The organism is Epibacterium sp. ABV4_022 (genome assembly GCF_056159345.1).
In genome coordinates this window covers 1-21,997 of sequence record NZ_JBSWVA010000001.1, presented here as the reverse complement: position 1 = coordinate 21,997, position 21,997 = coordinate 1, and the positions used below count along the sequence as shown (strand labels likewise).

Below are 21,997 nucleotides of genomic sequence, written 5' to 3'. Positions count from 1 at the left end.
TCGGGCTGTGCCCGATGCGACCCGCGCCGCGCCTTTGGCGCGGCGCGCGGCCCAACCGGGCGATGAGATTGCAAGATCTCAAGCCTGGGCGGGAGCGCCCCCGGACGGCGTGACGGTCACAGCAGACAGCGTCGGCACTGGCCTTGATGCGGAACCCTTGCAGAAACCATGCAGGATCCCGGCACGCGATCACGGATCAGGCGCAGCCACCCGGGCCGGGACGATCGAACCGCCTAGCTGCGCCCCTCGCGCAGCCAGGCCCCGATCATCAGCCCCGCCGCCAGCAGCAGCAAGAGCCAGGACGGCAGCACCGGGGACTGGGTCACCGCCGTGGTCTCATAAGCGCCGCGCGGCACCAGCCCGATCCAGCCGCGCCCCGCCGCAGGACGCCCCGCGCGGATGTTGCGCAGCGAGGGCATACCGTCTTCGAGCGCCATCGCGCCGCCGCGCAGGCTCTGCACCAGAGGCTCCATCACGCGCGCGGTGGCGATCGTCTGCTCGAACTCCCGCGGTGCGGCGGGGCCAAGGCCGATCACCGCGCGTTCGTCGCCTTCCTCCAGATGATACAACCCGATCTGGTCGCTCTCGTAGCGCCCGACCCAGAGCCCGGGGCGGACCTCGCGCAGGCGCACCTCCGAGCTGCTGCCATCCGGGGCGGTCACGGTCACCGGGCCGACGCGATCACCGAGGGTGCGCCGCTGGATGCGCATGCGCTGGCCGGTAGCCTCGGCGGTCAGAACCTCCTCTTCCAGTTCCGGTTCCTTCATCATCCAGTGGGCGAGGCGACGCAGCAGCTCCAGCTGTGGCCCGCCGCCCTCATAGCCGCGGCTCCAGAGCCAGGCATGATCCGAGGCCAGCAGCGCCACGCGCCCCTCCTCGACCCGGTCCAGGGTCAACAGCGGCCGGGTGCCGATGCCGCGCATCAATGTATCGCCGCCGGTGGTCTCCAGTTCCACCTGCCGCATCCAGCGGCCCCAGTCCTCCGCGCCGGTCAGCTCGGCGGTGACCGGGTGTTGCAGGCCGGTCTCGCTGATGGCGGGGCGATAGGGTTCCTCCAGCACGCGGGCCGAGGGGCGGGCTGGCAGCACCTCGGCCAGCGGCGTGCGAAAGATACTGTCGGCGCTGGCAAAATCCGGCCCTGCCGCGACCAGAACCGCGCCACCGCCGCGCACGTAATTGGCGACATTGTCCAGATAGATCGCCGGCAGGATGCCGCGCCGCTTGTAGCGGTCAAAGATGATGAGGTCGAAATCCTCGATCTTCTCCAGGAACAGCTCCCGCGTCGGGAAGGCGATCAGCGACAGCTCGTCCACCGGCACGCCATCCTGCTTTTCCGGGGGGCGCAGAATGGTGAAATGCACCAGATCGACGGCGCTGTCGGACTTCAGCAGGTTGCGCCAGGTGCGCCCGCCGGGGTGCGGCGCGCCGGAGACCAGCAGCACCCGCAGCCGGTCGCGCACCCCGTTGATCTGCAACAGGGCGGCATTGTTGCGCGCGGTCAGCTCGCCCTCGGCCTCGGGGACGCGGAACTCCACCACGTTGCGGCCGCCATGGGGCAGGGTCAGCGGCAGGTCGAAATCCACCCCCACCGGCAGGCGAAAGCTCTGCGCCGGGCCGCCGTCGATGGAGATCTGCAGGTCGGTCAGCCGCGCCCCCGCAGGCGCGGCGCCCTGGTCCTCCACCCGCAGGGTCAGGGTCATCGGCTCGCCGATGATGCCAAAGGAAGGCGCATTCCTGACGATCAGGCGGCGGTCCCAGTCCTCTGCGCGGCCGGTCATCAGCAGATGCAGCGGCGCCGGCAGATCGGGGCTGCGGGCCATGTCGTGCACCTGCCCGTCCGACAGTGCGATCAGCCCGGCGACCCGGGCGCGCGGTTCATCCGCCAGCGCCCGCGACAGCGCGTCCATCAGCTGGGTGCCGCCATCATCGGGGCTGTCCTCGACCGTGATCCAGCGCACCTCGGTATTGGGGCGGGCGGCCAGTGCTGCCTCTAGCTCCGCGCGGGCCGTGGTCATCTGGTCGGGCCGGTCCGACAGCCCCTGGCTCGCCGTGCGGTCCTCCGCCACGATGACGATGTCGCTGAGCGGGCTGCGGTCCTCGACCTGGATCACCGGACCCGAAAGGGCTGCCAGCAGCACCAGCGCCGCCGCCGCCCGCAGCGCCCAGCCCGACAGGCGCCGCCAGATCGCCAGCCCCAGCGCAAGAAGGCTCAGCGCCGCCAGCCCGGCGACCAGCGCCCAGGGCACCAGCGGGTCGAAGAGGATCGTTTGCGTCATTGCGGCTGGGCTCCTTGCGCCACGGGATCAGGGTGTTGCATGCGGTTACTGCCCCAGACGGTCGAGCAGCGCAGGCACATGGACCTGGTCGGATTTGTAGTTGCCGGTGAGCACATGCATCAGCAGGTTGACACCAAACCGCCGCGCCAGCTCCCGCTGGCGTTCGCCGGAAAACCCGCGCCCGACCGGATAGAGCGGCGCGTTGTTCTGATCCACCGCCCAGGCGGCGGCCCAGTCGTTGCCGCCGATCACCACCGGCGTCACCCCGTCGTTGAGATTGCGGAAGGGCAGGCCCTCGACCTGCTCCGCATCCGGCGGCGCGGCCTCGACCCAGATCTCGCCGCGCGGGTGACGGCCGGGAAAATCCTGCAACAGGTAAAAGGCCCGGGTCAGCACGTGATCGGCAGGCAGAGGTTCCAGCGGCGGGATGTCCAGCGGCAGCGCCAGCTGTTGCAACCGCCGCGCCGCGCCGCTGGTGGCCCCGGCCAGCGCCAGATCGGCATCGCGGGTGTCAAAGAGGATCATGCCCCCGGTGCGCAGATAGGCGTTCAGCTTGCTGTAGGCCGCCGAGGAGGGCAGCGGCTGCGCCTCCGTCACCGGCCAATAGAGGAAGGGAAAGAACGCCAGCTCATCCGCTTCAAGGTCAACGCCATGGGGGGCTGCCGGCTCCACCGAGGTGCGCAGGGCCAGCACGTTGCTGAGCCCGCGCAGGCCTTCCTGTGCCACCCGGTCCACCTGCGCATCGCCGGTCAGAACATGGGCCAGGGTCAGCTCGGATGTCAGCTCGGTCGGGCTGGCGGTGGCTGCGGGTGCGCCCCGCTGCGCCTGTTCCTGGGCCTGTGCCTGTTCCTGTGCGCGCGCCGCGGGGGGGCCTGTCGCGATCAGCGCCGATGCAAGGCCCGCCGCCAGGGCGAGGCTGGCGATCCGGGCGGGCGACCACAGGCCGGAGACCACGAGGGCCGCCAGAACATCCACCGCCATGAGCACCAGCGCCGCGCTCAGCATCAGGCCACCCAGCGGGCGCTCCTCCGCGCCTTCATAGCGCAGCACCGGCACCGAGGTGGGCCATGTGGCGGGCTGGATCTCATCACCGTCCCGCAGTACATTGCGGGCATAGGCGCGGCTGCCGCTGGTATAGAGCCCGGGCTGCACATCCGGCCCGGCGGCGGCGGCGACCAGATCCGGCCCGGCGACACCGCCAAGCGTATCCGCATCGCTGAGACGGCCAAACCCGTCCAGAACCTCGGCCGCCTGCCAGGTGGTGCCCTCCAGATCCTCTGCCGCGGGCGGTTTCGCCGCCGAGGACACCGCCAGCCGCTCCAGCATGTCGACAAACAGGCCCGACAGCGGCAGCGTGCTCCATTCCGCGTTGGCGGTGACATGGAACAGGATCACCTGTCCCTGTCCCAATGGCTTGCGGGTGACCAGCGGGGTGCCGTCGCTCAGCTCCGCCACCACGCGGCTGGCCAGCTCCGGGTCGGGCTGCGCCATCACCTGCGAACTGACCGTCACATCCGGCGGGATCTCCAGCCCGTAGAAGGGCGAGCCTTCGGCAAAGGGCGCCAGCGCCTTGGGTTCGCCCCAGCTCATGGCGCCGCCGATGCTGCGCCCGCCGATCCGCAGGCGCACCGGCATCAGCGGCTCTTCGGTGTCGCGGGCGGTGTCGCTGGCCGCCAGCCGCGGCCCGGCAAACCGCAGAAGCAGCCCGCCCTGATCGACCCAGTCGACCAGCGCCTCTTCCTGCGCCGGGGCCAGCCGGGCCACATCGGCCAGCACCACCACATCCGGGTTGGCGGGCAGCAGATCGGTCAGCGCGCCTTCCAGCAGCTCCGCCGTCGGTTCCAGCGCCTGGCGCAGGTAGTGCAGCGGCGACAACAGCGCCAGCCCCTCGTCGCTGCTCTGGGCCGAGATCAGCGCCACCTCGCGCCGCCGCAGCCGGTCATCGGTCAGCGAGACCGCCCCCGCCGACCGGGTTTCGAGCACTTCGAACCGGCTGATGCGGGAGCGCAGCTCCATCGGCAGCGCCAGTTGCGCCTCGGCCTGGGTGGCGCCGGGCTCAAAGCGCAGCGTCGCCGCCGCCAGCGCCCGTTCAACGCCGTTCGGATCCGGCCCCAGCGCCTGCACCGTCAGGTCCTGCGCCAGCCCGGCGCCGCTGCGCAGGGCCCGCAGGACAATGGCGCCGTCCTCATAGGTGGCGGGCAGCAACCCGACCACCGGCGCGCCGCTTTCGTAGACCTCGATATCGCCGCGTTCGGCCAGGGCGGCGACCAGATCCGCCCGCCCCGGCATGGCGAGGCCATCGCTCAGCCACAGGGTGTCAAAGCCGCCCTCGACCCCGGCGATCAGCTCCTGCGCCGCCTGCACCTGATCCGGCGCGGCCACCCAGGGCGCCGGGGTGAGACCCGGCAACTGGCGCTCCCAGCGTCCGGCGGCGAGGAACTGCAACGGCTCCGGCGCGGTCAGGCGCAACAGCGCCACCGGGCGGCCCGCGCGCCCGGCTTCGGCCAGTGCTTCCTCGATCTGGGTGCGGTTCTGCTGCCAGTGCGGCGCGCCGCCCCAGCCCGCGTCCATCACCACGAGGAGCGGCCCGCTGCCGCTCCGGTCCTGCGCCGGGTTCAGCACCGGCCCGGACAGGCCGATGATTGCCGCCGCCACCGCCAGCATCCGCAACAGCAGCAGCCACCAGGGGGTGCGGTCTGACAGGCTCTCGTCATCCTTCAGCCCCAGCAGCAGCCGGACGGCGGGGAACAGCTGCCGTTTCGGAGCCGGCGGGATCGCCCGCAGCAGCAGCCAGAGAAGCGGCAGCACCAACAGCCCCAGCAGCAGCCAGGGGCTGGCAAACCCTATGCCCGCGATCATGGTCATCGGCGCCGCTCCAATGCGTGATAGAGCCACAGCAGCCCGGCCTGGGCGCTCTCGCCGCTGTGGTGCAGGCCAAAGGTCCAGCCGGCGGCGTGGCACAGGCGCGCCAGGGCGTCGCGGCGCTCTGCCAGCCGCTCCAGATAGCGGTCGCGCAGCGCTGCCGCCTTGAGCGTTTCATGGGTGACGCCGTCGCCGGGCCCTTCGAACCGGGTGCGCCCGGCAAAGGGAAACTGCTCCTCGCTCGGGTCCAGCACCTGCAACAGCACCCCGCGCAGACCCCGGTCGGCGGCCTTGCTGAGGGCGATTTCCAGCTCCTCGAAGGGGCCGAGGAAATCCGAGATGAACAGCGCCCGGGCATGCGGGATCAGCGCCCGGTGTTCCGGCGGGGCATAGGCGGTGTCGTCGTGGGTGGTGAAATGCTCCGCCAGTCGCAGGATCTGCATATTGCCGCGCCGGGGCGGCAGCACCCCGCCGGTCAGCCCGACCCGTTCGCCGCCGCGCACCATCAGCACCGCCGTCGCCAGCGCCAGCAGGCGGGCGCGGTCGATCTTCTGCGGCAGGTCGGCGGTGGAGGCAAAGCGCATCGACTGGCCCTGATCGACCCACAGATGCACGGTCTGCGCGATCTGCCATTCCCGCTCGCGCACGAATTGCTGATCGCCCCGGGCAGAGCGGCGGTGGTCGATCATGCGGCGGCTGTCGCCCTGCTGCACAGGACGGTATTGCCAGAAATCATCGCCCACGCCGGACCGCCGGCGCCCGTGTTCGCCCAGCAGCACCGCCCCGGCGAGCTGCTGCGCCTGCACCAGCAGGGGCGGCAGCACGCTGGCGGCCTCTTCGGCGCGGCTGCGGATCTGGCCTGCGGGGCCCCGGGCGGCCAGATCGCGAGAGGTGGCAGGATGGCTCACGCGGCGGCCTCGGTCCGGATCAGGGTGGCGGCGGTCTCGTCGATCAGATCCGCCAGGCTGTCGCCGCGGGCGCGGGCGGCAAAGCTGAGCTGCATGCGGTGGCTGAGCACCGGGCGGGCCATGTCGATCACATCCTCGGCACTGGGGGCGAGGCGGCCCTGCAACAGGGCGCGGGCCCGCACCGCCAGCATCAGCGCTTGTGCTGCGCGCGGTCCCGGACCCCAGGCCACGGTCTGGGCAACCCGGTCGCTGACCCCGGCCTCCTGCGGGCGGAAGGCACGCACCAGATCGAGGATCACCTCGACCACCGACTCGCCCACCGGCATGCGCCGCAGCAGGGTCTGGGCGGCCACCAGCTCCTCGGCGGTGAACACCTGATGCGCCGCGTCCTCGGCGACCCCGGTGGTGGCCAGCAGGATGTCGCGCTCGGTGTCGCGATCCGGGTAGTGCACGTCGATCTGCAACAGGAACCGGTCCAGCTGCGCTTCGGGCAGCGGGTAGGTGCCCTCCTGCTCGATCGGGTTCTGGGTGGCCAGCACGTGAAACGGCGCCTCCAGCGGGCGATCCGCCCCGGCGACAGTCACGGTTTTTTCCTGCATCGCCTGCAACAGCGCCGATTGCGTCCGCGGCGAGGCGCGGTTGATCTCATCCGCCATCAGGAGCTGGCAGAAGATCGGCCCCTGCACAAAACGAAAGGCGCGGGTGCCGTCGGGTGCCGTATCCAGCACCTCGGAGCCGAGAATATCGGCGGGCATCAGGTCGGGGGTGAACTGCACCCGATTCCCGCGCAGCCCCATCACCGTCGACAGCGCTTCGACCAGCCGGGTCTTGCCGAGGCCCGGCAGGCCGATCAGCAGCCCGTGGCCGCCGCACAAGAGCGTCGCCAGCGTCAGGTCCACCACGCGTTCCTGCCCGATGAAGCGGCGGGTGATCGAGGCGCGCGCCTCTTGCAGCTTTGCTTCCAGCGCTTCGATGTCGGACAACAGATCCTGTGCTTCGCTCATGACTTCCCTTTCCGTGGGCTTATATGGTCTGAGTGTATCGCGCGCAGATGGAATGGCAAAACGAATGAGTGGACAAAAAGCTGTGACCCCGACGGCAAAGGGCCTTGAAGCCAGCGCAAAAGCCGCTGGCAAAGGCGGATTGCCGCCCGTGCATTTGTGGAACCCGCCCTATTGCGGTGACCTCGACATCCGCATTCATCGCGACGGCAGCTGGAGCTATCTCGGCTCGCCGATCAACCGCGTCGAACTGGTCCGGCTGTTTTCGTCGATTCTGAAGCTGGAAGAGGGCCGCTATTACCTGGTGACGCCGGTGGAAAAGGTCGGCATCACGGTGGAGGATGCGCCCTTTGTGGCGGTGGATTTCGAGGTCGACGGCAGCGGCCGGGACCAGGTCCTGACCTTTGTCACCCAGGTCGGCGACCGCAGCGTGGCAGGGGCGGAGAACGCGATCCGGGTCGAGCAGGACCCCGCCACCGGAGAGCCGTCGCCCTATGTGCATGTGCGGGCCGGGCTGGAGGCGCTGATCGACCGCAAGAGTTTTTACCGGCTGATGGAGCTCGGCGAGATCCACGACGGCTGGTTCGGCCTGTGGTCGGGCGGGCAGTTCTTTGCGATCCTGCCGGAAGATGGGCTGGAGTCCGCCTGACCTCGCACCCCCCGGGCTGGCCCCTTGCCGACAGCTGCGCGCCTCGGCAGACTGGCCGAACTGAGGGTGGCAGCGCCATCGCCGCCCCCGGGCGGTGCGGCGTCAGGAAGGCCATTAAAATTGCACAAAACAACCCGTTTTCTTCTGCGTGGCGGCGCGGCATATCAGGCCTCGACAGAGCAGATGCAGTTCAAAGTTAAATTAAAACCCGCGCACGCCCGGTGGCGGAGTGTGCTACACTTCGGGTCCGGACTGCACGCGTGCAGCAGGAGGTGAGAATGCCAAGATTCGCGGCCAATCTATCCATGCTCTTTGCGGAGCTTCCCTATCTGGACCGGTTTTCGGCCGCGGCCGCCGCAGGGTTCGAGGCGGTGGAGGTGCTGTTTCCCTATGAGTTTGCGGCCAAGGAAACCCAGCGCGCGCTGCTGGCCAACGGGCTGGACCTGCTGCTGATCAATGCGCCACCGCCGAATTACACCGGCGGCGATCCCGGCTATGCGGCGGTGCCGGAGCTGGCCGACCGGTTCCAGCGCGACATCCGCCGGGTGCTGCGCTATGCCGACATGCTGAAGGCCGGGCGCATCCATGTGATGGCCGGTCCGGCCAAGGGCGCGGCGGCGCGCGAGACCTTTGTGCAGAACCTGCGGGCGGCGGCGGATTCTGCACCGCAGCAGCAGTTCACCATCGAGCCGCTGAACAGCGGCGATTTTCCGGGCTATTTCCTCGATGATTACAACCTCGCGGCGGAGATCCTCGACGAGGTCGAGCGCGAGAATGTGACCCTGCAGTTTGATGCCTACCATGCGCAGCTGATCCATGGCGATGCGCTCAAGGTCTGGGAGACCTTTGGAGACCGCGCCACCCATGTGCAGTTTGCGGCCGCACCTTCGCGCTGCGAACCGGGCAACGGGCCGCTGGATTTCGGCGCGCTTTTTGCGGCGATCGACGCCAGTGGCTATCAGGGCTGGGTCAGCGCCGAATATACCCCCAGCACGCCGCGGACCGAGGACAGCCTGAGCTGGATGCGCAGCCTGGAAGCGGCCTGAACCCCGCGATCTGATCTGGCTGGCTTGCTGACTGAAAGGCTGACGTTTGCGGCGGCGAGGTCTGCGTATGCGCTGTGTTCCGGGGTGGTCACTGTTGCAGGCAGGGGGCGCTCCCGCCCCCCGTGCGATCATCACAGATGATCTGCGGGCGTTGGGCCCGGCGCCGCTGGCGCGGCGCAGGGCGTATTGGCGCGACCGGTCACTGCAAGCAGAGGAACAGGTCCAGATTGCGGCCACGGGCGCGGTCGGTCTCGGTCGAGGCATGTTCGGCGCGCTTGCCCTGACCGGCGCGGCAGACGCGGTCGGCCTCGTCCCGGGCCACTTTCAGCGCCCAGTGGCGTTTGAATTTCTGTTTGGTGGCAATGGTGACGCTGTCGCCGTTATAGGCGGTGACCTGCGGGTCGATGTGATGGGCGCAGGCGGTCAGCGCCGCCAGCAGTGCGGTCAAGATGATCGGTTTCAAAACGGGTCGTCCAATTGGTTTGGTCAAAAACCGGCGGCCACGTCGGGCGCCCGCCGGGAAGGGCTTTGTCTGAAACGGGCCAGAGCGCGCGTTAATGCGCCTCGGCCCAGTTCTGGCCGCGACCGGCGTCCACCACCAGTTTCACGTCCATATGCACCGCCGGATCGGCCGCGCCTTCCATGATCTCGCGGGCGACCGAAATGGTTTCGTCCACGTGATCCTGAGGAACTTCAAATAGCAATTCATCGTGCACTTGCAACAGCATGCGGGCAGGCAGATGCGCAATCGCATCCGGCATCCGCACCATGGCGCGGCGGATCACATCGGCGGCGGTGCCCTGAATCGGCGCGTTGATCGCCGCCCGTTTGGCGAAGCTCGCCCGCGGCCCCTTGGCGGCAATCTCCGGCGTGTGGATCTTGCGGCCAAACAGCGTCTGCACATAGCCGTGCTCCTTGGCGAAATTCACCGTGTCGTCCATATATTGACGGATGCCGGGGAAGCGCTCGAAATAGCGGTCGATGAAGCCCTGCGCCTCGCCGCGCGGGATGCGCAGATTGCGTGCCAGACCAAAGCCCGAGATGCCGTAGATCACCCCGAAATTGATCGCCTTGGCCTTGCGGCGGATCTCCGGTGTCATCTCCGCCAGCGGCACGTCAAAGACCTCAGAAGCGGTCATGACGTGAATGTCGTGACCATCGGCAAAGGCCTGTTTCAGCGCGTCGATTCCCGCCACATGGGCCAGGATGCGCAGCTCGATCTGGCTGTAGTCGAGCGACAGGAGCACATTGCCCTCTTCGGCGACAAAGGCCTCGCGGATGCGGCGGCCTTCCTCGCTGCGCACGGGGATGTTTTGCAGGTTCGGATCGGTCGAGGCCAGACGCCCGGTGTTGGCCCCGGTCTGCAAATACGAGGTATGCACCCGGCCCGTTTCCGGGTGGATATGTTCCTGCAAGGCGTCGGTATAGGTGGATTTCAGTTTCGACAGCTGCCGCCAGTCCAGCACACGGGCGGGCAGCTCATGCTCGGTTGCCAGATCCTCCAGAATGTCGGCGCCGGTGGCATAGGCCCCGGTCTTGCCTTTCTTACCGCCCGGTAGGGACAACTTGTCAAAGAGGATCTCGCCCAGCTGTTTGGGCGAGCCGACGTTGAAGCTCTCGCCCGCGAGCTCGTGGATTTCGGCCTCCAGTGCGGCCATCTTTTGCGAAAACGCGTTCGACATCCGGCTCAGCGTGTCGCGGTCCACCTTGATGCCGTTCTGCTCCATCTGCGCCAGCACCGGCACCAGCGGCCGTTCCAGCGTCTCGTAGACCGTGGTCACCTGTTTCTGGTGCAATTGCGGTTTGAACTGCTGCCACAGACGCAGGGTGATGTCGGCGTCCTCGGCGGCATATGGCGTGGCGTCCTCGATCGGCACCCGGTCAAAGGTGATCGCGGATTTGCCGCTGCCCAGCAGAGATTTGATCGGGATCGGTTGGTGATCGAGGTAGCGTTCCGACAGCGTGTCCATGCCATGCCCGTGCATGCCGCCATGCAGCGCGTAGGACAACAGCATGGTGTCGTCGATCGGGGCCACGTCGATGCCGTTGCGGGCAAAGATCTTGGCGTCGTATTTCATGTTCTGGCCGATCTTGAGGATGGCGTCATCCTCCAGCACCGGTTTCAGCATCTCCAGCGCCTGCGTCAGTGGCATCTGCCCCTCGGCCAGATCGTCAGAGCCAAACAGATCGTCGGAATTGCCCGCCTTGTGCGTGAGCGGCACATAGCAGGCCTGCCCGGGCACCACGCAGAGGCAGATGCCGACCAGATCGGCGATCATCTCGTTGAGGCCGGTGGTCTCGGTATCCACCGCGACATAGCCGTGGTCGCGAATGAGGTCGATCCACTGTTGCAGCGTCTCGGCGTCGCGCACGGTGGTATATTCGGCACTGTCAAAGCCCGGGGCCTCGGGCAACTCCAGCGCGGCGGCCGCGGCGGAGGGAGCTTCGGGGATGGTCGGGGCCTCGCGGCCCAGCTGGTCGGCCATCCGCTTGGACAGGGTGCGGAATTCCATCTCGGCGAGGAAGCCCAGGAGCGTTTCGGCGTCCGGGTCGCGCACTTCCAGATCGTCGAGGGTGAAGTCCAGCTCCATGTCGCAATCCAGCTGCACCAGCCGTTTGGACATCTCGATCTGGTCGCGCTTTTCCACCAGGGTCTGGCGGCGCTTGGGCTGTTTGATCTCCTCGGCGCGGTCCAGCAGATCCTCCAGCGAGCCGAACTCATTGATCAGCAGCGCGGCGGTCTTGATGCCGATGCCGGGCGCGCCGGGCACGTTGTCGACCGAGTCACCGGCCAGCGCCTGCACATCCACCACGCGGTCGGGGCCGACGCCGAATTTCTCGCGCACGCCATCGCTGTCGATGCGTTTGTTCTTCATCGCGTCGAGCATCTCGACCCCGTCGCCGACCAGCTGCATCAGGTCCTTGTCGGAGGAGATGATGGTGACGCGACCCCCGGCCTCGCGCGCCTGACAGGCCAATGTGGCGATGATGTCATCGGCCTCGAAGCCTTCGATTTCCTTGCAGGCGATGTTGAAGGCGCGGGTGGCCTCGCGCGTCAGCGGGAACTGCGGCACCAGATCCTCGGGCGCGGGGGGGCGGTTGGCCTTGTACTGGTCGTACATGTCATTGCGGAACGACTTGCCCGAATGGTCAAAGATCACCGCCACATGGGTCGGCGCATCGGGGCCCTTGTTGTCCTCGACCTGTTTGAACAGCATGTTGCAGAACCCCGCGACCGCACCGATCGGCAGCCCGTCGGATTTGCGCGTCAGCGGCGGCAGCGCGTGGTAGGCGCGAAAGATGAAGGCGGAGCCATCGATCAGGTGAAGATGGCAGCCTTTGCCGAATTGCGTTCCGCTCATGACCGTCGCGCTCCTTCTCGGGAAATCGTTCGTGTTCTGTTTCTGGGTTATCGATGATCCGGGGGCCAAGGGCAATTGGAGTTTGGGATTGGGGGGCTGATCGGCAGGTTGCAGAGGACAGTGCCTGACCTTGGGAAAGCGCCACCGTCCGGCCGATAGGTCGGACAGCCCCCGACCCTCCCCCCGGGAGGGGGCTTCACCCCCACCCAGGCTCGGGGGCTGTCCTCAGTGCTTCAAAACATGCCCATCACAAGGCCCGCCGCCAGGGCCTGACCCAAGTCACGGCACATCTGCAATGCATCCTCGGGGATCACCTTGTCGGCCAGAATCGCCTCCGGAGTCTGTGCGTGGGTGCAGATAATCAGCGGCTCCTGCACCGGCTTCAGCCGCCAGCCCTGCGCGATCCGTGCCAATTGCCGCGCGGCGTTCTCGCCATCCGACCCGGCGCAGATCATCTGCGCATAGGGGCGCGCCTCGATCTGTCCCAGCACCGGATAGTAGCAGCGATCAAAGAATTCCTTCATCGCACCGGACAGCGCGGCGAGGTTTTCCGGCGCGCAGAACAGATAGCCAGAGGCCGCCAGCAGATCCTCCGGCCCGGCGTCCTCGGCACGCACCAGACGCGCGCCCCCCTCGCCCGAAGCGCCTGCATAGGCGGCCTCGGCCATCTGCCGGCTGCCGCCGGTGCGGGAATGATATACGATCAACAGCTCTGCCATATCCGGCAGACTAGCGAACCCGGGCGCGGATCAAAAGCGCGGGCCGGCCCGGTTCAGGCGACTTTGCCCTCAAAATCCCGGTGGATGTATTTGCAATCGCAATAGGGGCATTCGACAAACCCGCTGTCCTCGGGGATTTGCAGATAGACCCGCGGATGACCGAGCGCGCCTTCGCTGCCGTCGCAGGCGACACGGTAGCTGTCTACGATCTTGGTTTCCGGCGCTTCTATGGTCATCGCTGGCGATCCTCTGGCTAATGCGTTAGGGGCTTTATGAGCCATGGAAATACCGGGGGCAAGAGCCGCGATGACTGACGAGGCAATCCGAATTGAAGCCTTGCGCAAGACCTACAAGGGCCGCAAGGGCCAGCCCGAGAAACAGGCGCTGAAGGGGATCGACCTCACCGTGCCGCGTGGATCGGTGTTTGGCCTCTTGGGGCCGAATGGCGCGGGCAAGTCGACGCTGATCAATATCCTTGCCGGGCTGGTGCTGAAGACCAGTGGCAAAGTGACGATCTGGGGCTTCGATCAGGATGAAAACCCGCGTCAGAGCCGCGCCTCGATCGGGGTGATGCCACAGGAATTGAACCTGGACCCGTTCTTTACCCCACGCGGCGCGCTGGAGGTGCAGGCGGGCCTCTATGGCGTGCCGAAGGCCGAGCGCGACAGCGACGGCATCCTGAAACTGATCGGACTGGAGGACAAGGCCGAAGCCTATGCCCGCACGCTTTCGGGGGGTATGCGGCGCAGGCTTCTGCTGGGCAAGGCGCTGGTGCATCGCCCCAATATCCTGGTGCTGGATGAGCCCACCGCCGGTGTCGACATCGAGTTGCGTCAGATGCTGTGGGAGAACGTCCGCAAGCTGAACGCGCAGGGCATGACCATCATCCTCACCACCCATTATCTGGAGGAAGCGCAGGAGATGTGCGACGAGATCGCCATCATCAATCAGGGCGAAGTGGTGGCGCGGGATTCGACTGCAAACCTGCTGGGCCGCCTTGATGCGCGCGCCATGGTGGTTCAGCCCGCCGCCCCCGTCACGACCCTGCCACAAGGGCCGGGCATCGAGGCCGAGCTGCGCGGCGACGGCGCGGTGGTGCTGCGCTATCACAGCAACGAAACCTCTGCCGAGGCGGTGCTGGAGGCGGTGCGCGCAGCCGGGATTTCCATCCGGGACGTCAAAACCGAAGAGGCCGACCTCGAAGATGTCTTCCTCGCGCTGACGAAGTCCCGCTGATGCGGATCCGCCCGTTTGAACCCCGTGACGCCGCCGACTGGGCGCGGATCTTTCACACCGCCGTGCATCAGGTCGGCGCGCGGGATTATACCCCCGCACAATGCGCCGCATGGAGCCCGGAACCCGCCCCGGTCGACCGGGTGCTGGAGCGCGCCCGCGACGGCCGCCGTATCTGGGTCGCAGCGGATGCAAACGACGTGGCGCAAGGCTTTATCGAGCTGGAGGCCGACGGCCACATCGACTGTTTCTACCTTGCCCCCGAGGTGGCTGGCACGGGCATCGGCGCCGACCTCTATGCCCAGCTGGAGGGGGAGGCGCGCAATCTTGGTCTTGCGTCGCTTTATGTCGAAGCCAGCGAGGCGGCGCGGCGGTTCTTTCTGCGGCAGGGTTTTTCCGAGGCCGGGCGCCGCGAGTTCGAACGGCGCGGTGTGATGATCCACAATTACGCAATGACCAAGACGCTGCCCTAGGTTTACTCTGGCGCAATGAACGCTCGCTCCGGGCGATCGCGCCGCATAAGGTTCCTGAAACGTTCAGGCGCGGCACGGCTGTGTTGGGCGTCGGTATTTGGCTGAGAGGGATTTTAGGAATGGATTTGCATCAGATCGTCCTGTTTGCAGCTGCGGTTGTCGGGGTCTCTCTCATTCCCGGTCCAAGCACGCTGATCGCATTTGCCCATGGTGCAGCGAGCGGTTGGCTGCGGTCGATCTGGACCGCGCTGGGCAATGCATCGGCGTCGATCTTGCAGGCGATTGCAGCCTCTGCCGGGCTGGGGGTGGTGCTTGCCGGGTCCGCGAGCCTGTTTCTGGTGGTAAAATACCTGGGCGCTGCCTATCTGATCTGGGCGGGTATCCAGATGTGGCGCAGCGCTGCGCGGCGGGTCGATATGGCAGAGGCGATGGGGCCAGCCACCATGAGTTCTGCCCGCCTGTTTATCAGCGGCTTCACCGTGGCGGCGAGCAATCCCAAGGCCATCATATTCTTCACCGCGTTGTTTCCGCAGTTCCTGTCACCTGAAGGCACAGGACTTGGACAGCTTGCCACAATGGTCACAGTGGTCGGACTGGGGTCATTTGGTGTGGCGGCGTTTTACTGCGGGCTTGGCGCTTGGGTGCGCGAATTGAAACTGTCCCGCCGGGCGATGTCACGGCTGCATAAGGCCACGGGCGGGGTGTTCGTCGCCAGTGGCCTTGGCCTCGTTGCCGCGCGCTAAGGGCGTCAGCGCTCGATCCTCGCCTGATAGCAGTTGTTGCGTGCGGATCGGACGTGGATGTAGCGCACGCGCGGGTCGGCGAGGATCTCTTCGGCCTGCGCCATCATCCGGTCCTTGTCGATCACGATCCCGGTGCCGTAAACGATGCGGTCGTCTGCGCCATACCCCTTGATCAGATAGTCGGGGGACCGGGTGAAGACCTCGGGCATCTCCGGGCCCGCGTGCCGGGTGCAAGCATCGGCGCAGAGGAAGATCGGCCCGGTTTCCGCATAGGGCTGTGCTGTGGGAAAGGGGCGATGCGCGAGGATCAGCATCTCGGCCCCCTCGGGGATATAGGTCAGGCAATGGCGACAGGGGTTGCCACCGCCGTCAGAGGTGGCGCGTTCCGGTGTCTGGCCATGGGCGTCGGGCTGGCCGGCCTGATAGGCGCGCACGGTTTCGGTGGGCATGGCGATGATCTGGGGCATGGGGGATCGTCCTATTGTTGATCTGTCCGCCATGGCTAGCAACCCCTGCATTGCCGCCGCGACCCGGATCTTGCGCCTTCGCCGCGGTGGCAGGCGCCCCATGCCGGGGGAGGCTCCCGCCGGGGGCGTCTGCATTGTAAATGCCGCCGCCCCCGTTGGGCCCGGCAGCGCGCCTGGCGGCGCGCTGCGCATCGCGCGCCGCTGGCGATGCATGAAACCTGCAAGGCCCGCTGTCACAAAACTGCCGAGATCGCACTCCCCGGTTTCCCAACCGCGTCACAGGCTGTAGAACCCGGGACAAACCATTGTCGCTGACCGGAGACGAAACATGCCCGCACCCAAACCCGTTGTTCTTTGCATCCTCGATGGCTGGGGCAGTGCCGAGCCGGGACCGGCCAATGCGCCCTATCTTGCAAAGACGCCAACGCTGGATGCGATCATGGCAAGCAGCCCCACCGCGCGGCTGATCACCCATGGTCCCGATGTGGGGCTGCCCAGCGGTCAGATGGGCAATTCCGAGGTGGGGCATACCAATATTGGCGCGGGCCGGGTGGTGGCGATGGATCTCGGCCAGATCGATCTGGCGATCGAGGACGGGTCCTTTTACGACAATGCCGCGCTTCAGGCCTTTATCGCAAAGCTGAAGGAAACTGGGGGGGCGGCGCATCTGATGGGGCTGGTCTCCGATGGCGGCGTGCATGGCCATGTGACCCACATCCTGGCCGCGATTAAGGCGATCCGCGATGCGGGCGTGCCGGTCTGGCTGCATGCGGTCACCGACGGGCGCGACGTGGCGCCGAAATCGGCGCTGGGTTATCTGGATCAGCTTGAGGCCGGTATGGCCGCAGGGGCGCGGATCGCCACCGTCACCGGGCGTTATTTCGCCATGGACCGCGACAACCGCTGGGAACGGGTGTCGCAGGCCTATGCTGCGATGGTGAAGGGGGAAGGTCAGTTCACCGCCGCCACCGCCAAAGAGGCAGTTGAGGCCGCCTATGGGCGTGACGAGCTGGACGAATTCGTCAAGGCCACGGTGGTCGAGGGGTTCGATGGCATGCAGGACGGCGACGGGTTTTTCTGCCTCAACTTCCGGGCGGACCGGGCGCGGGAAATCCTGCGCGCCATTGGCGAGCCGGAGTTTGCAGAGTTCGACACCGGCCCCCGGCCCGCGCTCGCGGGGCTGCTGGGCATGGTGGAATATTCCCAGGGCCACAACGCCTATATGACCACCGCCTATCCAAAAAAGGCTATCGTCAACACGCTGGGCGAATGGGTGGCCAAACAGGGCAAGCGCCAGTTCCGTCTGGCGGAGACCGAGAAATATCCCCATGTGACCTTCTTCCTCAATGGTGGCAAGGAGGTACCCGAGGAGGGCGAGGACCGCTTCATGCCCAAATCGCCCAAGGTGGCGACCTATGATTTGCAGCCCGAGATGTCCGCGCCCGAGGTCACCGCGAAATTCGTCGAGGCGATCAAGGCGGGCTATGACCTCATTGTCACCAATTACGCCAACCCCGACATGGTTGGTCACACAGGCGACCTCGATGCGGCGATCAGGGCCTGTGAGGCGGTGGATCAGGGCCTTGGCGCGGTTGTCGCGGCCCTGAAAGAGGCGGGCGGCGCGATGATCGTCACCGCCGACCACGGCAATTGCGAGGTGATGGTCGACCCGGACACAGGCGGCGCCCATACGGCGCATACCACCAACCTGGTGCCGGTGGCGCTGGTCGGTGGGCCGGAGGGGGCGGCGCTGAAGGACGGGCGTCTGGCCGATCTGGCGCCGACGCTGCTGGCCTTGATGGAGCTGGAGCAACCCGCGGAGATGACCGGGGAGAGCCTGCTGGCATGAGCCGGGCATGGGCAATGGTTCTGGGACTCGGCCTCGCCGCGTTTACGGCGGGCGTGGTGCGGGCGGCGCCGTCCGACCCGGGCGAGGCGGCGGCATCGGCCGCGTCGGCGCTTGAGGCGGCGGCAGTGCGTCTGGATCAGGCCGAGGGCGCGCGCGATCGGGTCAAGGCGCTCACCGAGACGGTGCGGGCCTATGAGGCCGGGCTGCAGGCGATGCGGGACGGGCTGCGCCGGGTGGCGCGGCGGGAAACCCAGCTGACCACGCAGCTGAAGGCGCGCGAGGGCGAGGTGGCGGAGCTGCTGGGGGTGATCACCACCATCGAGACCTCGACGCCGCCAGTGCTGATGCTGCATCCCTCCGGCCCGCTCGGCGCGGCCCGGTCGGCGATGATGCTGGCGGAGGTCACCCCGGGGGTGCAGGCCCGCGCCGATGCGCTGCGCAACGACGTGCAGGAGGTGCGCGACCTGCGGCTCTTGCAACAGAGCGCGGCGCAGAAACTGGAGGAGGGCTTGCAGGGGGTGCAGGCGGCCCGTGCGGCGCTGTCGACGGCGATCGCCGACCGCCAGGATCTGCCGCAGCGCTATACCGAGGATCCGGTGCAGACCGCGATCCTGATCTCCTCGACCGAGACGCTCACCGGGTTTGCGGACGGTCTGGCGCTGATTGCCGAGGCCAACGGCATCGAGACCACCCGTGGCGACATCTCCGACCGCCGCGGCGATCTGGCGCTGCCGGTCGAGGGGCTGCTGCTGCGTGGCTACGGCGAGCGGGATGCCGCCGGGGTGGCCCGGGCCGGGGTGCTGGTGGCGACCCGTCCGCGGGCGCTGGTCACCAGCCCTACGGCGGCCACCATCCGCTATCTCGGGCCCTTGCTGGACCTGGGCAATGTGGTGATTCTTGAGCCGCAGCCGGACACATTGTTCATCCTCTCCGGCCTTGCCGAGGTCTTTGGCAGCGCCGGACAGGTCATTCCCGAGGGCACGCCGGTGGGTCTGATGGGCGGTGAGGCGGCCGCGAGCAGCGCGATTTTGTCACTTAGCGGTGAAGGGGGTGGAACTGGCCGCTCGGAAACGCTCTATATAGAAGTCAGAATGGAAAACAGTCCCGTGGACCCGGAAACGTGGTTCAGGACCGGGCAAGGTGGATAGGCAAGAGATGAAGAAATTTGCGATGGCGGCTCTGGGCGGGACGCTCGCGGGCTTTGTGGCGACGACCTATGTGGCGGCACCGCTGCTGGCACAGGAAAGCAGTGAGGCAACCGTCTACGAGCAGCTCGACCTGTTCGGAGACATCTTCGAACGCATCCGCGCACAATATGTCGAAGAGGTGGACGAGACCGAGCTGATCGAGGCCGCGATCGGCGGCATGCTGCAATCGCTCGACCCGCACTCCAGCTACCTGTCGCCCGATGACGCCTCCAAGATGCGGGTGCAGACCCGGGGCGAATTCGGCGGCCTCGGCATCGAGGTCACGCAGGAGGACGGCTTCGTCAAGGTGGTCTCGCCGATGGATGGCACCCCCGCCTATGAGGCCGGTGTCGAGGCGGGCGATTTCATCACCCATGTGGATGGCGAGAGCCTGCTGGGCCTCGGCCTCGATGAAGCGGTGGAGCTGATGCGCGGCCCGGTCGGGTCCGAGATCATCATCACCGTGGTGCGCGAGGGCGAGGAGGAGCCGTTTGACGTCTCCATCATCCGCGACACCATCAAGCTCACCGCCGTGCGCAGCCGCACCGAAGGCGACAGCGTCGTGCTGCGGGTCACCACCTTCAACGAACAGACCACGCCCAATCTGGAGGAATACCTCGAGGAACAGGTCGAGGCGCTGGGCGGCATGGACAACGTCAACGGCATCGTGCTGGACCTGCGCAACAACCCGGGCGGGTTGCTGACCCAGGCGATCAGCGTCGCCGACAGTTTCCTCGACAGCGGCGAGATCGTCTCCACCCGCGGGCGTCAGCCCGAGGACGGCGAACGGTTCAACGCCACCCCGGGCGACCTGATCGACGGCAAGCCGATCGTGGTGCTGATCAACGGCGGCTCTGCCTCGGCCTCGGAGATTGTCGCCGGCGCCTTGCAGGATCACCGCCGCGCCATCGTGGTGGGCACAAAATCCTTCGGCAAGGGCTCGGTGCAGACGGTGATGCCGCTGCGCGGCGATGGCGCCATGCGCCTGACCACCGCGCGGTATTACACGCCGTCGGGCCGGTCCATTCAGGCGCTGGGTGTGAGCCCCGACATCGTGGTGCAGCAGCCCCGCCGCCGCCCCGAGGCCGAAGAGGACGAGCCCGCAAGCTCTGCCTTTGGTCCCCGGTCCGAAGCCGACCTGCGTGGGCGTCTGAACAACGACAGCCTGTCCGAGGACGAGGTGCGCCAGATCGAGGCCGACCGCGAAAAGGCCGAGAAGGCCGCCGAGCTGCGCGAGGAGGATTATCAGCTGGCCTATGCCATCGACATCCTCAAGGGCCTGTCGGCGCTGGGTCCAAAGGACTGATACCGGGCATCCCGCGCCGGGCGCATCAACACGCAAGGGCTGCCTTCGGGCGGCCCTTTTTGCCTGTCGGCTTGCGTGCGGGCTGGCGTGCGGGCGCCGACAAGCACGCAGGGCCGCCGGGGCCTGAGGCCGGGCGGGTCTGTCCGCACACTGGTGCGGAGGGTGCGGGGGATCATCGCCATTGCCGAGGCTGCTGGCCTGATCCGGTGATCCAGTGATCCGTGGCTGGGGCCCCGAAAGGGGGGCGGCGCCGCCGGGTGGAGGAGGGACAGACCCCGCGGGGCCTGCTCGCACTGGCTTGCCAGAACGACCCCCTTTTTATCGGGGCCGGTCTCCGGTCTGAGCGCGGGCAGCCACACAGTTTGCCCGCGCCGGGTAGAGGTGATCGATCCCCGCCAGCCTGCCACAGGGATCTGAGGATCCGGTCACCGGCGCGTGCGGGGGCCCGGCAACGGGGGGGCGTGCCCTGCCGGCGTGTGGCGCGGCCTCGGGACGGGCGCTCTGGTCGCGGGCCCATTGTCGTTGTGTGCGAAGGTGGCCCGGCGCGGGGCGCATCCCGCATCGGACCCCGGTGGGCCTATTTCGCCGCCAGCTTGCCGAGGTCCTTGGTGGCCATGGGGGTCCTTTTCTGGGTCCTGATGGGGCTTCCTTTGCACAATGCAAAACAGGTGTGGGGTGCGCGCTGGTGGATTTTACGGGGGAAACCGCGTGTCGACCGCATTTTCGTCCGCGCAGCGGCGGGGGAATAGACGCCCGATTTTCGGCGTCATCGCCGGGCGATCTGGGCTAAGCTTGGTGTCATGATGTTCGATTTGCCTGATTCACAGACGCTGTATCAAGCGTTGCTCTCCCGCGATGCGGCCTATGACGGGCGCGCTTATGTGGGGGTCACCTCGACCGGTATTTTCTGTCGCCTGACCTGTCCGGCGCGCAAGCCGAAGTTCGAGAACTGCCAGTTCTTTGCCACGCCCGGCGCCTGTATCGAGGCGGGGTTTCGCGCCTGCAAACGCTGCCACCCGGTCGATGCGGCGGCGGGCAATGATCCGAACGTGCGGCGCTTGCTGGCGGCGTTGGAAGCGCGCCCGGGCCATCGCTGGGGCGAGGGTGACGTGATCGCCATGGGGCTGGATCCCTCCACCACCCGGCGCGCCTTCAAGCGGCAGTTCGGCATGACCTTTCTGGAAATGGCCCGCCAGCGCCGGTTGCGGGACGGTTTCACCACCCTGAGCGCGGGCGAGCCGGTGATTGCGGCGCAGCTTGATGCCGGTTTCGAGAGCCCAAGCGCCTTTCGCGCCGCCTTTGCACGGTTGGTCGGGGTGGCGCCGGGTGCCTTTCGCAAGGACGCGCAGCTGCTGGCCGACTGGATCGATACGCCGCTGGGGGCGATGGTGGCGGTGGCCGGCCAGCATCGCCTGCACCTGCTGGAATTTGCCGATCGCAAGGCGCTGCCGCGCGAGGTGGCAAAGCTGCAAAAGCGCCAGCCCGGCGGGCTCGGCTTTGGTCGCCCGGCGGTGATCGACCAGGCGGCAGAGGAGCTTGCGGCCTATTTCGCGGGTCAGGCGGCGCGGTTTGAGACGCCGCTGGCCTATCATGGCACCGGCTTCGAAGCGGAGGTCTGGCGCGCCCTGCGCGAGATCCCCGCCGGGGAAACCCGCAGTTACGGCGAGTTGGCCAAGGCGCTGGGGCGCCCCGGGTCCAGCCGCGCGGTGGCCCGTGCCAATGGGGCCAATCAGATCGCGGTGATGATCCCCTGTCACCGGGTGCTGGGGGCCGACGGCGCATTGACCGGCTATGGTGGCGGCCTGTGGCGTAAGCAGCGCCTGATCGAGATCGAACGCAGCCTGAGCACATCCGCCGCCTAGTACGCCCCCCGTTTCCCTGGTGTCAGAAGGGGCTTCCGACCTGTGCGGTCGGAC

At 67.3% G+C, this 21,997-nt stretch carries 18 protein-coding genes; 9 read left to right on the top strand and 9 right to left on the bottom strand.

Annotated features, from left to right (window positions below; translation table 11 throughout):
• Positions 1 to 233 precede the first annotated feature (233 nt).
• Genes ACXAF5_RS00090 through ACXAF5_RS00075 form a run of 4 tightly spaced genes read right to left on the bottom strand, consistent with a single transcriptional unit; the run spans position 234 to position 7,050 of the window.
• The gene (locus ACXAF5_RS00090) at positions 234 to 2,276 is read right to left on the bottom strand and encodes a hypothetical protein (protein ID WP_474945081.1); all 2,043 of its coding nucleotides are present in this window, start codon (positions 2,274 to 2,276) and stop codon (positions 234 to 236) included.
• Positions 2,277 to 2,321: 45 nt separating this feature from the next.
• A complete protein-coding gene (locus ACXAF5_RS00085) occupies positions 2,322 to 5,141 on the bottom strand; it encodes a DUF4159 domain-containing protein (RefSeq protein WP_474945080.1) in 2,820 nt (939 codons plus the stop codon).
• The gene (locus tag ACXAF5_RS00080) at positions 5,138 to 6,046 is read right to left on the bottom strand and encodes a DUF58 domain-containing protein (protein WP_474945079.1); all 909 of its coding nucleotides are present in this window, start codon (positions 6,044 to 6,046) and stop codon (positions 5,138 to 5,140) included. The genes ACXAF5_RS00085 and ACXAF5_RS00080 overlap by 4 nt, the downstream gene beginning before the upstream one ends.
• The gene (locus ACXAF5_RS00075; RefSeq protein ID WP_474945078.1) at positions 6,043 to 7,050 is read right to left on the bottom strand and encodes an AAA family ATPase; all 1,008 of its coding nucleotides are present in this window, start codon (positions 7,048 to 7,050) and stop codon (positions 6,043 to 6,045) included. The genes ACXAF5_RS00080 and ACXAF5_RS00075 overlap by 4 nt, the downstream gene beginning before the upstream one ends.
• A 64-nt stretch (positions 7,051 to 7,114) precedes the next feature.
• Between ACXAF5_RS00075 and ACXAF5_RS00070 the strand changes: the two genes are divergently transcribed.
• Entirely contained in the window at positions 7,115 to 7,696 is a 582-nt protein-coding gene (locus ACXAF5_RS00070) for a DUF1285 domain-containing protein (RefSeq protein ID WP_474945077.1), read from the top strand.
• 278 nt (positions 7,697 to 7,974) lie between these two features.
• Entirely contained in the window at positions 7,975 to 8,742 is a 768-nt protein-coding gene (locus ACXAF5_RS00065) for a hydroxypyruvate isomerase family protein (RefSeq protein ID WP_474945076.1), read from the top strand.
• Between the two features lie 199 nt (positions 8,743 to 8,941).
• Here the strand turns inward: ACXAF5_RS00065 and ACXAF5_RS00060 are convergent, their stop codons facing one another.
• The 4 genes from ACXAF5_RS00060 to ACXAF5_RS00045 form a co-directional block, all read right to left on the bottom strand.
• Entirely contained in the window at positions 8,942 to 9,205 is a 264-nt protein-coding gene (locus ACXAF5_RS00060; protein WP_046002071.1) for a hypothetical protein, read from the bottom strand.
• Between the two features lie 91 nt (positions 9,206 to 9,296).
• A complete protein-coding gene (gene polA, locus ACXAF5_RS00055; RefSeq protein WP_474945075.1) occupies positions 9,297 to 12,104 on the bottom strand; it encodes a DNA polymerase I in 2,808 nt (935 codons plus the stop codon).
• A 233-nt stretch (positions 12,105 to 12,337) separates the two neighbouring features.
• The gene (locus ACXAF5_RS00050; RefSeq protein ID WP_474945074.1) at positions 12,338 to 12,823 is read right to left on the bottom strand and encodes a flavodoxin family protein; all 486 of its coding nucleotides are present in this window, start codon (positions 12,821 to 12,823) and stop codon (positions 12,338 to 12,340) included.
• A 53-nt stretch (positions 12,824 to 12,876) separates the two neighbouring features.
• A complete protein-coding gene (locus ACXAF5_RS00045; protein ID WP_005679955.1) occupies positions 12,877 to 13,059 on the bottom strand; it encodes a zinc-finger domain-containing protein in 183 nt (60 codons plus the stop codon).
• Between the two features lie 70 nt (positions 13,060 to 13,129).
• Here ACXAF5_RS00045 and ACXAF5_RS00040 point away from each other — a divergent pair, with 70 nt between their 5' ends.
• From ACXAF5_RS00040 to ACXAF5_RS00030, 3 genes are all read left to right on the top strand, one after another.
• Positions 13,130 to 14,059 carry an ABC transporter ATP-binding protein gene (locus ACXAF5_RS00040; protein ID WP_239367862.1) on the top strand — a complete coding sequence of 310 codons (930 nt, stop codon included), beginning with the start codon at positions 13,130 to 13,132 and terminating at the stop codon, positions 14,057 to 14,059.
• The gene (locus ACXAF5_RS00035; protein WP_474945073.1) at positions 14,059 to 14,529 is read left to right on the top strand and encodes an N-acetyltransferase family protein; all 471 of its coding nucleotides are present in this window, start codon (positions 14,059 to 14,061) and stop codon (positions 14,527 to 14,529) included. Before ACXAF5_RS00040 ends, ACXAF5_RS00035 begins: the two co-directional genes overlap by 1 nt.
• A gap of 119 nt (positions 14,530 to 14,648) precedes the next feature.
• On the top strand, positions 14,649 to 15,272 hold the full coding sequence (locus ACXAF5_RS00030) for a LysE family translocator (protein WP_474945072.1): 624 nt from the start codon (positions 14,649 to 14,651) through the stop codon (positions 15,270 to 15,272).
• 5 nt (positions 15,273 to 15,277) lie between these two features.
• Here ACXAF5_RS00030 and ACXAF5_RS00025 read toward each other — a convergent pair whose 3' ends face one another.
• Positions 15,278 to 15,739, bottom strand: a complete 462-nt coding sequence (locus ACXAF5_RS00025; RefSeq protein ID WP_474945071.1) for a DUF1203 domain-containing protein — start codon at positions 15,737 to 15,739, stop codon at positions 15,278 to 15,280.
• 328 nt (positions 15,740 to 16,067) lie between these two features.
• Here ACXAF5_RS00025 and gpmI point away from each other — a divergent pair, with 328 nt between their 5' ends.
• The 4 genes from gpmI (at position 16,068) to ACXAF5_RS00005 (ending at position 21,943) form a co-directional block, all read left to right on the top strand.
• Positions 16,068 to 17,588 (top strand): 2,3-bisphosphoglycerate-independent phosphoglycerate mutase, encoded by a 1,521-nt coding sequence (gpmI, locus tag ACXAF5_RS00020; protein ID WP_474945070.1) that lies wholly within the window; start codon positions 16,068 to 16,070, stop codon positions 17,586 to 17,588.
• Entirely contained in the window at positions 17,585 to 18,736 is a 1,152-nt protein-coding gene (locus tag ACXAF5_RS00015) for a murein hydrolase activator EnvC family protein (protein ID WP_370645779.1), read from the top strand. Before gpmI ends, ACXAF5_RS00015 begins: the two co-directional genes overlap by 4 nt.
• A 7-nt stretch (positions 18,737 to 18,743) precedes the next feature.
• Complete coding sequence (locus ACXAF5_RS00010) at positions 18,744 to 20,081, top strand: S41 family peptidase (protein WP_239325071.1); 1,338 nt, start codon at positions 18,744 to 18,746, stop codon at positions 20,079 to 20,081.
• 800 nt (positions 20,082 to 20,881) lie between these two features.
• A complete protein-coding gene (locus ACXAF5_RS00005) occupies positions 20,882 to 21,943 on the top strand; it encodes a bifunctional transcriptional activator/DNA repair enzyme AdaA (protein ID WP_474945069.1) in 1,062 nt (353 codons plus the stop codon).
• The last annotated feature ends 54 nt before the right edge of the window (positions 21,944 to 21,997 follow it).